Source organism: Achromobacter insolitus, from assembly GCF_002209555.1.
GTDB classification, from domain to species: Bacteria; Pseudomonadota; Gammaproteobacteria; order Burkholderiales; family Burkholderiaceae_B; genus Achromobacter; species Achromobacter insolitus.
Genome location: NZ_NJIF01000002.1, coordinates 413,946 through 427,056 on the forward strand (window position 1 = coordinate 413,946; position 13,111 = coordinate 427,056).

The 13,111-nt window shown below is 64.3% G+C and carries 14 protein-coding genes; 11 read left to right on the forward strand and 3 right to left on the reverse strand.

The genetic code is table 11. The features are described 5' to 3' along the window. Positions 1–8 precede the first annotated feature (8 nt). A complete protein-coding gene (locus tag CEY08_RS07440) occupies positions 9–965 on the forward strand; it encodes a D-2-hydroxyacid dehydrogenase family protein (protein WP_076817115.1) in 957 nt (318 codons plus the stop codon). Positions 966–1,030: 65 nt separating this feature from the next. Here CEY08_RS07440 and ttcA read toward each other — a convergent pair whose 3' ends face one another. Further along, complete coding sequence (ttcA, locus tag CEY08_RS07445) at positions 1,031–1,999, reverse strand: tRNA 2-thiocytidine(32) synthetase TtcA (protein WP_042795586.1); 969 nt, start codon at positions 1,997–1,999, stop codon at positions 1,031–1,033. 2 nt (positions 2,000–2,001) lie between these two features. Then, positions 2,002–2,361, reverse strand: coding sequence for a dihydroneopterin aldolase (folB, locus tag CEY08_RS07450; protein WP_008164827.1), 360 nt, complete (start codon positions 2,359–2,361; stop codon positions 2,002–2,004). A 124-nt stretch (positions 2,362–2,485) separates the two neighbouring features. Here folB and CEY08_RS07455 point away from each other — a divergent pair, with 124 nt between their 5' ends. From CEY08_RS07455 to CEY08_RS07475, 5 genes are all read left to right on the forward strand, one after another. Beyond that, positions 2,486–3,388, forward strand: coding sequence for an NAD(P)/FAD-dependent oxidoreductase (locus tag CEY08_RS07455; protein ID WP_063961387.1), 903 nt, complete (start codon positions 2,486–2,488; stop codon positions 3,386–3,388). A 189-nt stretch (positions 3,389–3,577) separates the two neighbouring features. Next, complete coding sequence (locus CEY08_RS07460) at positions 3,578–4,546, forward strand: Bug family tripartite tricarboxylate transporter substrate binding protein (RefSeq protein WP_088607622.1); 969 nt, start codon at positions 3,578–3,580, stop codon at positions 4,544–4,546. Beyond that, on the forward strand, positions 4,547–5,212 hold the full coding sequence (locus CEY08_RS07465; RefSeq protein ID WP_076817117.1) for a 3-oxoacid CoA-transferase subunit A: 666 nt from the start codon (positions 4,547–4,549) through the stop codon (positions 5,210–5,212). Position 5,213: 1 nt separating this feature from the next. Continuing rightward, a complete protein-coding gene (locus CEY08_RS07470) occupies positions 5,214–5,909 on the forward strand; it encodes a 3-oxoacid CoA-transferase subunit B (RefSeq protein ID WP_076817120.1) in 696 nt (231 codons plus the stop codon). A 29-nt stretch (positions 5,910–5,938) separates the two neighbouring features. After that, entirely contained in the window at positions 5,939–6,901 is a 963-nt protein-coding gene (locus CEY08_RS07475) for a Bug family tripartite tricarboxylate transporter substrate binding protein (protein ID WP_042795582.1), read from the forward strand. Between the two features lie 11 nt (positions 6,902–6,912). Here CEY08_RS07475 and pcaD read toward each other — a convergent pair whose 3' ends face one another. Next, complete coding sequence (pcaD, locus tag CEY08_RS07480) at positions 6,913–7,710, reverse strand: 3-oxoadipate enol-lactonase (RefSeq protein ID WP_076817122.1); 798 nt, start codon at positions 7,708–7,710, stop codon at positions 6,913–6,915. A gap of 101 nt (positions 7,711–7,811) precedes the next feature. Between pcaD and CEY08_RS07485 the strand changes: the two genes are divergently transcribed. From CEY08_RS07485 to urtD, 5 genes are all read left to right on the forward strand, one after another. Beyond that, entirely contained in the window at positions 7,812–8,735 is a 924-nt protein-coding gene (locus tag CEY08_RS07485) for a LysR family transcriptional regulator (protein ID WP_076817124.1), read from the forward strand. A 354-nt stretch (positions 8,736–9,089) separates the two neighbouring features. Further along, a complete protein-coding gene (gene urtA, locus CEY08_RS07490) occupies positions 9,090–10,283 on the forward strand; it encodes an urea ABC transporter substrate-binding protein (RefSeq protein WP_042795579.1) in 1,194 nt (397 codons plus the stop codon). A gap of 72 nt (positions 10,284–10,355) precedes the next feature. Further along, positions 10,356–11,258: an urea ABC transporter permease subunit UrtB gene (urtB, locus tag CEY08_RS07495; protein WP_063961375.1), complete on the forward strand. Its 903-nt coding sequence runs from the start codon at positions 10,356–10,358 to the stop codon at positions 11,256–11,258. A 4-nt stretch (positions 11,259–11,262) separates the two neighbouring features. Next, positions 11,263–12,309 (forward strand): urea ABC transporter permease subunit UrtC, encoded by a 1,047-nt coding sequence (gene urtC, locus CEY08_RS07500; protein WP_063639295.1) that lies wholly within the window; start codon positions 11,263–11,265, stop codon positions 12,307–12,309. 32 nt (positions 12,310–12,341) lie between these two features. Next, on the forward strand, positions 12,342–13,103 hold the full coding sequence (gene urtD / locus CEY08_RS07505; protein ID WP_084738691.1) for an urea ABC transporter ATP-binding protein UrtD: 762 nt from the start codon (positions 12,342–12,344) through the stop codon (positions 13,101–13,103). Positions 13,104–13,111: the final 8 nt, after the last annotated feature.

Genomic DNA, 13,111 nt, shown 5'->3' on the forward strand with positions numbered 1-13,111 from the left:
GACACCTCTTGAAAATCGCAATTCTCGACGATTACCACGACGTAGCCCAGCGCTACGCGGATTGGACCTCGCTGGGCGGTGACGCCGAGGTGCGGATCTTCAACAATTTCATCCCCGAAGGGCAGGTCGAGGCATCGCTCGAACCCTTCGATGTGATCGTCGCCATGCGCGAGCGCACTCCGTTCCCCGCGCAACGGATCCGCGCCCTGCCGAATCTGCGCCTGCTGGTCACCACGGGCATGCGCAACAATGCCATCGACATGCAAGCCTGCGCCGAGCAAGGCATCATCGTTTGCGGCGCGCCTGGCAGCGCCGACGCCAACACCGCCACGGCCGAACTGGCCTGGGCGCATATCCTGGGCCTGTTCAAGCACCTGCCCGCTGAAGACGCGGCGATGCGCCGCGGCATGTGGCAGACTGCCATGCCCGAGCCGCTGGCGGGCAAGCGCCTGGGCGTGCTGGGCCTGGGCAAGCTGGGAACGGCTGTGGCCAAGGTGGGGCTGGCGTTCGGCATGGACGTGGTGGCCTGGAGCCCCAACCTGACGGACGAACGCGCCGAGGCGGCGGGCGTGAAGCGGGTGGACAAGCACGAGCTATTTGCCACCTCCGATGTCGTCAGCCTGCACCTGATCCTGTCCGCGCGCAGCCGGCATGTCGTCGACGCCGCGGCGCTGGCCGCGATGAAGCCCACCGCATACCTGGTCAATACCTCGCGCGCCGGCCTGGTGGACCAGGAAGCCCTGATGGACGCGCTGGTGAAGTTCCGTATTGCCGGGGCCGGCCTGGATGTCTATCCCGAAGAGCCGCTGTCGCCCACGGATTCCGTGCGTGACCTGGACAACGTGATCCTGACTCCGCATCTGGGCTATGTCAGCCGCGAGAATTTCGAAGCCTTCTACCAGAACGCGCTCGAAGCGGTGAAGGCATGGAGGGCAGGCAAGCCCATCAGGGTATTGAATGCCTGATGTAGGCGCCCGCCGGGGCCGCAAAAAAAGGCTGCTTGCGCAGCCTTTTTTTTGCCCGCGCCGGTTTAGCTGCGCGTGAACGTCATCTTCTTCTCGACAATGGCGCCAGGCTCCTGCGCTTGCGGCGCATCGCCGCAGGCTTCCCCCGCATCTTCCTGCGGGTCCTCGGCGTCGAACGCCGTGTCGCCGTTGGCGTCCGGCATGCCGCTGGGCTTCAGGCCCACGAAGTCGAACAGGTCCCGATCCATCAGGTGCGAGGGCACCACGCGCGACAGCGCATTGAACACGTTCCATGAGCGGCCAGGATGCTGCTTGTCCCATTCCTTGATCATGCGGCCTACTTCCTTGCGCTTCAGGTTCTCTTGCGAGCCGCAGAGATTGCAGGGAATGATGGGGAACTGCTTGAGTTCCGCGTAGGCGATCAAGTCGGTTTCCGGCACGTAGGCCAGGGGGCGGATCACCGTGTGGCGGCCATCGTCGGACACCAGTTTGGGCGGCATGCCTTTGGCCTTGCCACCGTAGAACAGGTTCAGGAAGAAGGTGCCCAGGATGTCGTCGCGGTGATGTCCCAGCGCGATCTTGGTCGCGCCCAGTTCCGATGCGACGCGGTACAGGATGCCGCGGCGCAAGCGCGAACAGAGCGAGCACATGGTCTTGCCTTCTTCCAGCACGCGCGTGACGATGGAATACGTGTCCTGCGTCTCGATGTGGAAAGGCACGCCCAGCTCCGTCAGGTACTGGGGCAGGATATGGTCGGGAAAGCCCGGCTGCTTCTGGTCCAGGTTGACGGCGATCAGCTCGAACTTGAAGGGCGCGCGCTTTTGCAGCTGAAGCAGGATGTCCAGCAGCGCGTAGGAATCCTTGCCGCCCGACAGGCAGACCATCACGCGGTCGCCGTCTTCGATCATGTTGTAGTCGGAAAGGGCGCGCGTGGTTTCGCGGGCCAGGCGCTTGGTCAGCTTGTTGCCTTCGTGCCGGCGCTTTTCCTCGGCTTCGGTGCGAAAGCGCACCTCGGGGGTAGCAATGTCGTTCATGGTCAACGCGTGATCTGGATTTCCACGCCCACCGCCGCGCAGTCGGAGAAGGCCATGGGCTTGCTGATGCGCAGGCGCAACGCGCGGATTTCCTGGAAATCGGCCAGCAGGCGCGCCGCGACCTGCTCGGACAGGGTTTCGATCAGGTTTACGTGCGCCTGCGTGCACTCTTCCACGATGGCCTCGCGCAGCCGGCGGTAGTCCAGCACGCTATGGATGTCGTGGTCGTCGACCGAGCGCTGGATGTCCACGTCGAAGTCGGCGTCGACATGCAGGGGCTGGGTGGCGCGGCGCTCGTGCTCGAGGATGCCGATGCGGGCGTCGAGCGCAAGCCCGGAAAGAATGATGCGGCGTGTAGGCATGATGAAAACCTGGGTGGGATAGCCCGGAATTGTAAGGCGACAGCGGAACGGGGGCAGCGCGCTGGCTACAATCCGGCCATGTCCGGGCGCCCGCGAGGCGCCGGCGCAGTCAATAAGGGGTGAAATGCAACAGTTGCACGATTCGGTCATTGTAGGCGGCGGCCCGGCCGGCGCCTCCTGCGCCCTGTGGTTGGCGCGCTTGGGCCTGTCCCCGTTATTGGTCGAGGCAGGACCCCGGCTCGGCGGGCTGGGCAATGACAATCCCTTTGCCGACGATTGGATCGCCGTGCTGCCCGGCGTGACCGGGCAGCAGGTGGCCGCCAATATCGACACTAGCGTGCGGGCCGCCGGCGTGCCGGTGCGCTTGCAGACCCGCGTAACGGGGGTGCGTCCCTGCAAGGGCGGCATCGAGGCCACGCTAACCGGCCCGCAAGGCGCGGAATCCCTGGCGCGCGGCCGTACCCTGGTCATTGCCTCGGGCGTGCGCGCCAAGGGGCTGCCGGACCATCCGCCCGGCGCATCCTGGCCCGGCGTGCTCATCGGACCCGGTTCGCCCATCGTGGCGCAGGACTATTCGGGCCTGTCCGTGGCGGTGCTGGGCGGGGGCGACAACGCCTTCGAGAACTACGTCTATGTGCGCAACCGTGGCGCCCGCAGCGTGCATCTCTATGCCCGCAGCGTCCGCGCCCAGCAGCAATGGGTGACGCGCGCCGGCCGCGAGGGCGTGCGCATAGGGCCATACAAAGTAGACCCGGCCACTCGCAGCGTGGATGGCCGGCAGTACGACCTGATCCTGGTCTTCTACGGCTGGGAGCCCCAGGCCGGCTTTGCCGACAGCCTGCACCTGGCTCGCGACGAACGTGGCTACATCCGCACGGACTTTGCCACCGCCGAGACCAGCGTGCCGGACATCTACGCCGTGGGCGAAGTGGCCCATCGCATGCATCCCTGCGTCGTGACCTCCATGGCCGACGGCGTGGTGGCCGCCAAGGCCATCCAGCGCCGCTGGGAGCGCGGCGGCGTGTAGGCGATGGATGGCCTTGCCCGCCGCGGAACGCGGATGGCGGACCTCGCCTCAGGTTGCCAATGGGCGGCGGGCGCGGCGTTCAGCTCAGGCGAAGCCTCTCATCCAGATTCGAGAATGGTCATTTGCCCGCGCGGCGACCACACTCTGTGCCACAAGTTGATCGAACAATGATTGCATTGGGAGACAAACATGTTGCACGCATATCGCTGGCTGGCTGCCAGCGCGATGGCGCTTGCCTTCGCCTGTCCGGCCCAGGCCGCTTGGCCTGAACGGCCGATCACGCTGATTATCCCGGCTTCGCCCGGCGGAACCACCGATATCTCCGCGCGATTGATTGCTGACAAACTTAGCGCCAAGCTGGGCCAGCAGGTCATTGTGGAGAATCGCGCGGGGGCGGCCGGCATCATCGGCGCCCAGGCGCTGGCACGCGCCAAACCCGACGGTTACACCCTGCTGATGGGCAACATCGGCCCTAACGCCATCAACTACGCGCTGTACAAGACGTTGCCTTACAAACCGGCCGACTTCGCGCCGATCACGCTGGTGATCTCGGTGCCCAACGTGCTGGTGGTGAATGAAGCCTCGCCGGTCCGCAGCGTGGCAGACCTGCGGGCAGAAGCACGGCGGGATCCCGCCAAGGTGTCTTTTGGCAGCTCCGGCGCCGGCCAGTCTCCGCATCTGTCGGCCGAGCTGTTCAAACAACGCGCGGAGATTTCCGGCACGCACATTCCCTACAAGGGAGCGGGGCCCGCGGTGGCGGCGCTTCTGGGCAGGCAGTTCACCTTCATGATCGACAACCTGCCCAGTTCGATGCCCTACATCCAGTCAGGCAAGCTGCGCGCGCTGGCCGTCACGAGCGACAAGCGCCTGGCGGAGCTGCCGGACGTACCGACCATGGCCGAAGCCGGCGTCAAGGACATGGTGGTCACCGCCTGGTTCGGCCTGGTGGCGCCAGCCGGCACGCCACAGGATGTCGTGGACAAGCTCTACATCGCTACGCGCGATGTCGTGCGCAGTCCCGACATCAGCGACCGCTTCAAGGCTATGGGCGGGCAGGCGGGCGGCAACACTCCCGCGGAATTCTCCGCATTCATCGATCAGGAACGCGCCCGCTGGATGCAGATCGTGGATGCGGCGGGCCTGGTCCAGGAGCAATAAGTGATCGACAAGATTCAAGCGTCCTTGGCCGATGCCGTGGCGGTGATTCCGGATGGCGCGTCGGTGCTGGTCGGCGGCTTTGGAGAGGCTGGCGTTCCCTATGAACTGCTTCATTGCCTGGCAGAACTGGGGCGGCGCGAACTCACCATCATCTCGAACAATGCAGGTACGTTCGAACGCGGTATTGCCGCGTTGCTGATCCGCAAGCAAGTGCGCAAGATCATTTGCTCGCACCCGCGTCCGCCCAATTCCGAAGTCTTCGCGCGCGCCTACCGTGCCGGCGAAGTCGAACTCGAATGCGTGCCGCAAGGCACCTTGGCCGAACGCCTGCGCGCTGCGGGCGCGGGGTTGGGGCCTTTCTACACGCCTACTGGCTACGGCACCGAACTGGCCGAAGGCCGCCGCCAGGAGGTGATCGACGGGGTGGGCTACGTCCTGGAACAGCCGCTGCGCGGTGACTATGCGCTGATCCGCGCCCATCAGGGCGATCGCTGGGGAAACCTGATGTATCGGCACGCCGCGCGCAACTTCAACCCGGTGATGTGCATGGCTGCAGGGCATGCCATCGCGCAGGTCGATGAGGTGGTGCCCCTCGGGACCTTCGTGCCCGAACAGGTCATGACGCAGGGAATCTTCGTGAAGTCCGTCGTACGCGTGGAGGCCTGACATGCAAGAAACCATCGGCCTGACCCGACAGCAGATCGCGCAGCTGCTGGCCAGCGATCTGCCGGACGGCTCCATCGTCAACCTGGGCATCGGCATGCCGACCCTGGTGGGCGACCATCTGCCGCCGGACAAGGACATACTCCTGCACAGTGAAAACGGAATCCTGGGCATGGGCGCCGCCGCCAGCGGTCAGTATGTGGATACGGATCTGATAAACGCCAGCCGTCAGCCGGTCACGCTGCGGGAAGGCGCATCCATCACCGAGCACACGATCTCCTTCGCCATGATGCGCGGCGGCCACCTGGACTATGCGGTGCTTGGCGCGTTTCAGGTGTCGGAACGAGGCGACCTGGCCAACTGGAAGACCGACGCGAAAGACGCCATTCCTGCCGTGGGCGGCGCGATGGACTTGGCGGTTGGCGCGAGACAAGTGTGGGTCATGATGGAGCATCGCGGCCGCGATGGCTCGCCGAAGCTGGTGAGGCAATGCTCGTATCCGCTCACGGGCAAGGGGGTGGTCGCGCGCATTTACACCGACCTGGCGGTAATCGACGTGACGCCGCAAGGCCTGAATGTCCACGCCATGCATTTTGGCATTGATGAAGCCTTCCTGCGTTCGGCTACCGAGGCGCGGCTGCATTTTTCGGCGCCGCGCCGCATCGTGCTGGATGCTGTCGGCACGCCCCGCTACGCCTGATGTCCGGACCCCGGACCAAGGAGATCCTGATGATCCGTTCCCTATCGGCAGCAGCGCTGCTCGGCGTGGTCTGCCTGGCCGCGGCGCATGCCGCACCCTCGTATCCCGACAAGCCGATCACTCTCTTGATCCCGTATCCGCCCGGCGGCAGCGCGGATATGCTGGCGCGTCCCTTGGGCGCGGAGCTGCAGAAGAAGTGGGGTCAACCCGTCGTGCTGGAGTACAAGCCCGGCGCCGGCGGAACCATCGCGTCCGCGCAGTTGGCGCGCGCTAAGCCCGATGGCTACACGCTGCTGATGGTGCTCGCAGCTCACGCGATCAACCCCAGCCTGTATCCGTCCCTGCCTTACGACACGCGTCGTGATTTTGCGCCGGTGTCGCTGGTGGCCACGTTGCCGATGCTGGTGGCGGCGCCGTTGAGCACGCCGGCCAATACCATTGGCGAGTTGGTTTCCTATGGCAAAACCCATCCGGGCAAACTCAGCTTCGCGTCGGCGGGCAACGGCAATACCAGTCACCTGGCTGCCGAGATGTTCAAGAACCAGACGGGAGTCGACATGATGCACGTGCCGTACAAGGGCAGCGGCCCCGCCGTGGTGGCCTTGCTGGGCGGCGAGGTGTCACTGATGTTCGACAGCATCTCGACGTCGCTGCCTCAAGTTCGAGCAGGAAAGCTGAAGGCCATCGCCGTGACGGGGGAGCGCCGCTCCCCCCTGCTGCCCGATGTGCCGACGGTGGCCGAAAGCGTGCCTGGCTTCGTCGTCAACGGCTGGTACGGCGTGTTGGCGCCAGCCGGAACGCCGTCCGAAATCATAGACATCCTGAGCCGCGGCATGGCCGAAGCACTGGCAGTACCCGCATTGAAGCAGCAGGTGGAGGGCTACGGGTATGAGGTGGTGGGCTCCTCGCCCGCAGTGTTTGCCGACCACATCAACCGTGAACTCGCAACCTGGAAACAGGCAGTCGAAACCTCGGGCGCCAAGCTGAACTGATCGGCGTGGGCTCAGGCCGCGAGCAGAAACTCCACCACTGCGGTCTCGAACGCCTCCGGCACTTCGATGTTCGGCATATGCACGGCCGGCAGCGTCAGCAGTTTGGCGCCGGGGATGGTCGCGGCTATCTGCTCTCCATGACTGGCCGCGGTGACCGTGTCGTGCTGGCCAGCGATGACCAGTGTCGGGTTGGGAATAAGGGCGACGGTGCGGCGCAGGTCGGCGTCCCGCACGGCGGCAAACGCACCCGCCAAGCCATGCTTGTCGATGCCCAGCAGCACCGCGCGGAACGGTTCCAGGGCGGGGTGGCCGGCTTCGATCCATGACGAGGGAAACCAGTTCTTGAGGAAGGTCTGCGCCGTTTCCGACATGTCCTGAGCCCGTAGTGTGGCGGCGATGCGCTCGTCCCATTGCGGCGCCGGCCCCAGATAGGCCGAGGTATTGCTCAGGATGAGGCGGTCGATGCGCTCCGGCGCATGCACCCCCAGCCACTGGCCGACAATGCCGCCCAGCGATAGCCCCAGGAAATGGGCGCGCGCGATGCTCAGCCCATCTAGCAACTCCAGCACGTCGCGGCCCAGGCGGTCCAGCGAGTAGGGGCCCTGAGGCACGCTGGATGCGCCATGGCCGCGGTAGTCGTAGCGCAGCACGCGGAAATGACGGGTCAGGGCCGGGATCTGAGCATCCCACATATGCAGGCTGGTGCCGATGGAGTTGGCCAGCACCAGCGTGGGCAGGTCTGCGCGGCCTTCGTAACGGTAGGCGATGCGGGCGCCGTCGCCGGCGGTGAAGAAGGAAACGTCTTGCATGATGGTGTACCTCGCGTTTGACAGGTGTGAGGCAAATCGTAGTTGCGCGCCCTAAAAGAAAAAATTACAAAGTTCGCAAAATCATTGTTTGGAAAACGGACATGAGCGAATTCACGTTGCATGATCTCCAATGCTTCGACGCTGTGGTGCGCGCCGGTGGCTTCCAGGCGGCCGCGACATCGCTGCACCGGTCGCATCCGGCCGTATTCGCCGCGATCGCGAAGCTGGAGCGGCAGTTGGGCTTGGCCCTGCTGGACCGCAGTGGCTATCGCGTGGCCCTGACTGCCGCGGGGCAGTCCTTCCATGCGCGCGCGCAGTCGCTGCTGCATGAGCTGACAGCTTTGCGCGCGCACGCCGAACAGCTCGCCATGGGAGATGAAACCGAGCTTCGTGTCGTGATCGGCGATTTCTGTCCGCGCCCGTATGTGCTGGGTTTGCTGAGCCGCTTTTTTGCGGACTGCCCCGCCACGCGCCTGGATCTTTACTTCGAGGCGGTGTCCGGCCCGCAGGAACGCCTTCATGACGGCGAGGCCGACCTTATCCTGCATCGCGTGGACAAGAAGGATGCCCGCATCGAATGGGTGGACCTCGCCAAGGTGTCTTTCGTGCCCGTGGTAGCGCCGGGCTTTCTGCGCGAGTCCGTGCCACGCGTCCTCCGGCCCGCGCTGCTGCGCGACTATACGCAATGCGTCATGCGTGATACCGCGAGGCACACGCCGCCGCAAGACTACTTCACGGTGGAAGGCGCGCGCCAATGCACGGTGGCGGATCAGTTGATGAAAAAAGAGATCATCCTGCAGGGCATGGGCTGGGGGCACTTGCCGCGTTTTCTCATCGAAGACGAGCTGCGTGATGGTAGCTTGCTTTCCATTGCAAACCGCCAACTGCCGGGCAGCGTCGAAGAACTGGTCATGGCGCGGCGCGCGGACCGGGCGCAAGGCCCGGTCTCGACCCGCTTGTGGCAATACCTGCGGGACGCCGCGCCAGCGCTGCGCCGCGCGTTGGCATCGAGCCGCGGCCGCTAAGGGAAAATACGCATGGCATAGCGCCACACGCTTCTTCAGAATGCCTTCCAGACGCGAGTTCGTCTTCAAATTTTCGCCGACTGCCAGTGTTGCCAGTCAGGCGTAGGGCAAAAGGGCCCGAGCCGGAATATCCGGCTCGGGCCTTTTCGTTTTCCGTTTGTCTATCGCTTTTCTTCGAATGGCGTTTCGATGCGCCGTGGGCGGAGCTTTGCCTGAAGAAACGAGGACGCTGCGGGCGGACGGCAGTCGTCGTGATGTGGTCGGCAAAGGCGCCTGCCCAATCCCGGGCAGCTCAGGGCTTGCTTGCAAGCCCTAGCCGGAGGCTTGCCTTCAGAAACGCACAGGAGCGCAATGATGAGCGTATACAACCGCCGCCGCTTTCTGCAGCACAGCGGCTCCATGGTCATACTGAGCGCCGCGTCGGGGATGGCAGCCTTGCCCCGCCAGGCATACGCCCAAGACACCGTCAAACTGGGCCTGCTGCATTCGCTGTCCGGCACCATCGCCATTGCCGAGGCGTCTCTGGTGGATGCGGAGAAATTGGCGATTGAAGAGATCAACGCCGCTGGCGGCGTGATGGGCCGCAAGATCGAACCGGTGGTCGAGGACGGCGCCAGTGAAAACGCCGTGTTTGCCGAAAAGGCTCGCAAGCTGCTGGACCGGGACAAAGTCGCGGCCATCGTGGGCTGCTACACCTCGGCCTCGCGCAAGGCGCTGCTGCCAGTGCTGTCACGCAGCAAGGGCCTGCTTTACTACCCCACCTATTACGAGGGACAGGAGCAGGACGCGCGAGTGTTCTACCCGTCGCAGGAAGCCACGCAGTCCGTGATCGCGGCAGTGGAATGGATGGCGCGTGAAAAGGGCAAGACCTTCTTCCTGGTCGGCTCCGACTACATCTATCCGCGCACCTGCAACAAGATCGCCAAGCCGGCCATCGCCCGCATGAACGCCAAGGTGGTGGGTGAAGAATACGCACCCCTGGGACATACTGAGTTCTCTTCCATCATCAACAAGATCAAGGCAGCCAAGCCAGAGTGCATCTACAGCACGGTGGTGGGCGGCTCTAACGTGGCGTTCTACAAGCAGCTGCGCGCAGCCGGCCTGGATGGCACGCGTGTCGTGCTGCTATCCACGGTGGTTTCCGAGAATGAGATTGAAGGCATCGGCAAGGACAATGCCGCGGGCTACTACGCTTGCATGGGCTATTTCCAGAGCCTGCAGAATCCGGCCAACGAAAAATTCGTCAAGGCCTTCAAAGCAAAGTACGGCCAGGACCGCGTCATCGGCGATCCCATGGAGGTCGCCTACAACAGCGTCTACCTGTGGAAGCTGGGCGTGGAGAAGGCCGGCTCCTTCGAACCCGACAAGGTGATCGCGGCATCGGCGGGGCTCACGCTGCAGGCGCCCGAGGGCACCGTGCGCGTGCATGAAACCAACCATCACGTCTGGAAGAAGGTGCGCGTGGGCCGGGCGCGGCCCGATGGGCAGTTCGACATCGTCTGGGAGTCGGCGGATCTGATCGAACCCAATCCCTTCCCAAAGCTGTAGACCACGCCTGCGCGGATATGCGCCAGGCCCTTGGCCGGCGGCCTTGCCGCCGGCGCAGCCAGGAACCCGACCATGAATCTCGATATCGCCGCAATGCAGCTTTTCAACGGGATCAGCCTGTTCAGCATTCTCCTGCTGATGGCGATCGGCCTGGCCGTTGTGTTCGGGCTGATGGGCGTCATCAACATGGCGCATGGCGAGTTGATGGCCATGGGAGCCTACACGACCTATCTGGTTTCGGTCGCGTTCCAGCACTGGGCGCCGGGTTGGATGGACGTCTATCTGTTCGCGGCCATTCCGCTGGCATTCCTGGTTACGTTCGCATTCGGCTATGTGCTGGAACGCGGCTTCATCCGCTGGTTCTACAACCGTCCGCTGGACACGCTGCTGGCGACCTGGGGGCTAAGCCTGATCCTGCAACAGGCCTACCGCTCGATATTCGGGGCGCAGGAGGTCAGCGTGCCGCTGGCTTCCTGGCTCAGCGGCGCATGGGAGCCGACCCCCGATCTCCAGTTTCCGCTGAACCGCATCTTCATCCTGGGCCTCACACTGTTGGTGGCCGTAGGCGTGTATCTGTTGCTCTACCGCAGCGCGTGGGGACTGCGCGTGCGCGCCGTCACCCAGAACCGTGCCATGGCGGGCGCTGTCGGCATCAACACGCGGCGCGTGGATGCGCTGACTTTCGCGTTGGGCTCCGGGCTGGCGGGCATTGCCGGGTGCGTCTTCACCATGATCGGGTCGACCAATCCCGGCACTGGCCAGCTCTATATCGTCGATTCGTTCATCGTGGTGGTGTTCGGTGGCGTGCAAAGCCTGCTGGGAACGGCATTTTCCGGCCTGGCCATCGCGCAATCCCAGACCACGCTGGAATACCTGATGAGCGGCTCGATGGCCAAGGTCACGATCCTGGTCCTGGTGATCCTCGTGCTCTATTTCCGCCCGAACGGGCTGTTCGCCAACAAGACTCGGGGGTGACGCAATGAAGGCCCTGCATCGGAGAACCGAAGAACTCGCGATCCTGCTGGTCGCGGCGTTGATCCTGGCCGTCCTGCCGCTGTCGCTGGATCCGTTCCGGCTGAATCTGGTCGGCAAGTACATGGCGTTCGCATTCGTCGCCATCGGCATCGTGCTTACCTGGGGCTACAGCGGCGTGCTGAGCCTTGGACAAGGCATATTCTTCGGCCTGGGCGGGTACATGATGGCCATGTTCCTGAAGCTGGAGGCCTCCGCGCCCGAACTGCCCGACTTCATGGTGTGGAGCAGCGTGGAAAGCCTGCCAGTGTGGTGGCAGCCGTTTCATTCGCTGACCTTGACGCTGCTGTTGATCGTGGCCTTGCCTGGCCTGGCCGCCTATCTTTTCTCGCTGGCCATTTTCCGCAAGCGGGTAAGCGGCGTGTATTTCGCCATTGTGACCCTGGCCTTGGCGATGACGCTTACCGTGCTGATCGTCGGCCAGCAGGGAGACACTGGCGGCGCCAACGGTATCACCGACTTCCGTACGCTCCTGGGGTGGGACATCGTCGGCGACGAGGGCAAGCTGGGCTTGTACTTCATCGAGGCCGGAGCGCTGGTCGTGGCGATGTTGGCGGCGCTGGCGATCGTGCGCAGCCGGCTCGGCAAGATCCTGATCGCGATCCGCGACCGCGAGGACCGCGTGCGCTTCTCAGGCTACGACACGGCGCACGTCAAGGCCTGCATCTTTTGCGTGGCCGCCGTCCTGTCTTCCATCGGCGGCGCCTTCTTCACCTTGCAGGTGGGGCTGATCTCTCCGGGAGCGATCGGCGTGGTGGCCTCGATAGAGATGGTGATCTATGCGGCGGTCGGCGGCCGCCTGTCGATTCCGGGCGCCGTGGTCGGTGCCTTGCTGATCGGCTTCCTGAAGTCCTATCTGTCCGAGACCTTTCCAGAAGTGTGGCTTTACTTCCTGGGAGCCATCTTCATCGCGGTCGTCGTGATCATGCCTAATGGGCTGGCCGGCGTATTCGGCCAGATTCAGGCGCGCCGCGCCGCGGGGAGCGCACGATGAGCGCCACCCTGGACCTGCAGGAGCCCGCCAGCATGAATATGAGCAGCGACCGCCCGGCGCCTGGCGCCATCCTGAGCGTCGAGGAGCTGACCGTTTCGTTCGATGGATTCCGGGCAGTGGACGGCCTGAGCCTGCGTGTGGCGCAGGATGAGCTGCGCGTCATCATCGGCCCGAATGGCGCGGGCAAGACCACGCTGCTGGACATTATCTGCGGCAAGACCAGGCCGTCCGCGGGCCGCGTGATGTTCCAGGGCCGCGACCTGGTGCGGATGGCGGAATTCGACATCGTGCGCGCCGGCGTGGGGCGCAAGTTCCAGACGCCCTCGGTCTACGAGGACCTGACGGTGCTGGAGAACTTCGAGATCTCGCTGCCTAACGCGCACGGGGTGGTTCGTTCGCTGCGGTTTCGGCGCACGCAGGAAATCCGCGAACGCATTCAGGACATGGCTGGACAGGTGTTCCTGGAAGACCGCCTGGCGGAGAAGGCGGGACGGCTTAGCCATGGCCAGAAGCAATGGCTGGAGATCGGCATGCTGCTGATGCAGAACCCGCAGTTGCTGTTGCTGGACGAGCCCGTGGCCGGCATGAGCCCGCGCGAACGCGAACAGACGGCGGAATTGCTGGCGCGTATCTCGCGCGGCAGATCGATGGTGGTCATCGAACATGACATGGACTTCGTCAAGCGCATCGCGCACAAAGTCACCGTGTTGCATCAGGGGCGTTTGCTGAGCGAGGGCACGGTGGCCGAGGTGCAGGCCGATCCCCGCGTACTGGACGTGTACCTGGGCCATTGAAGAGGAGG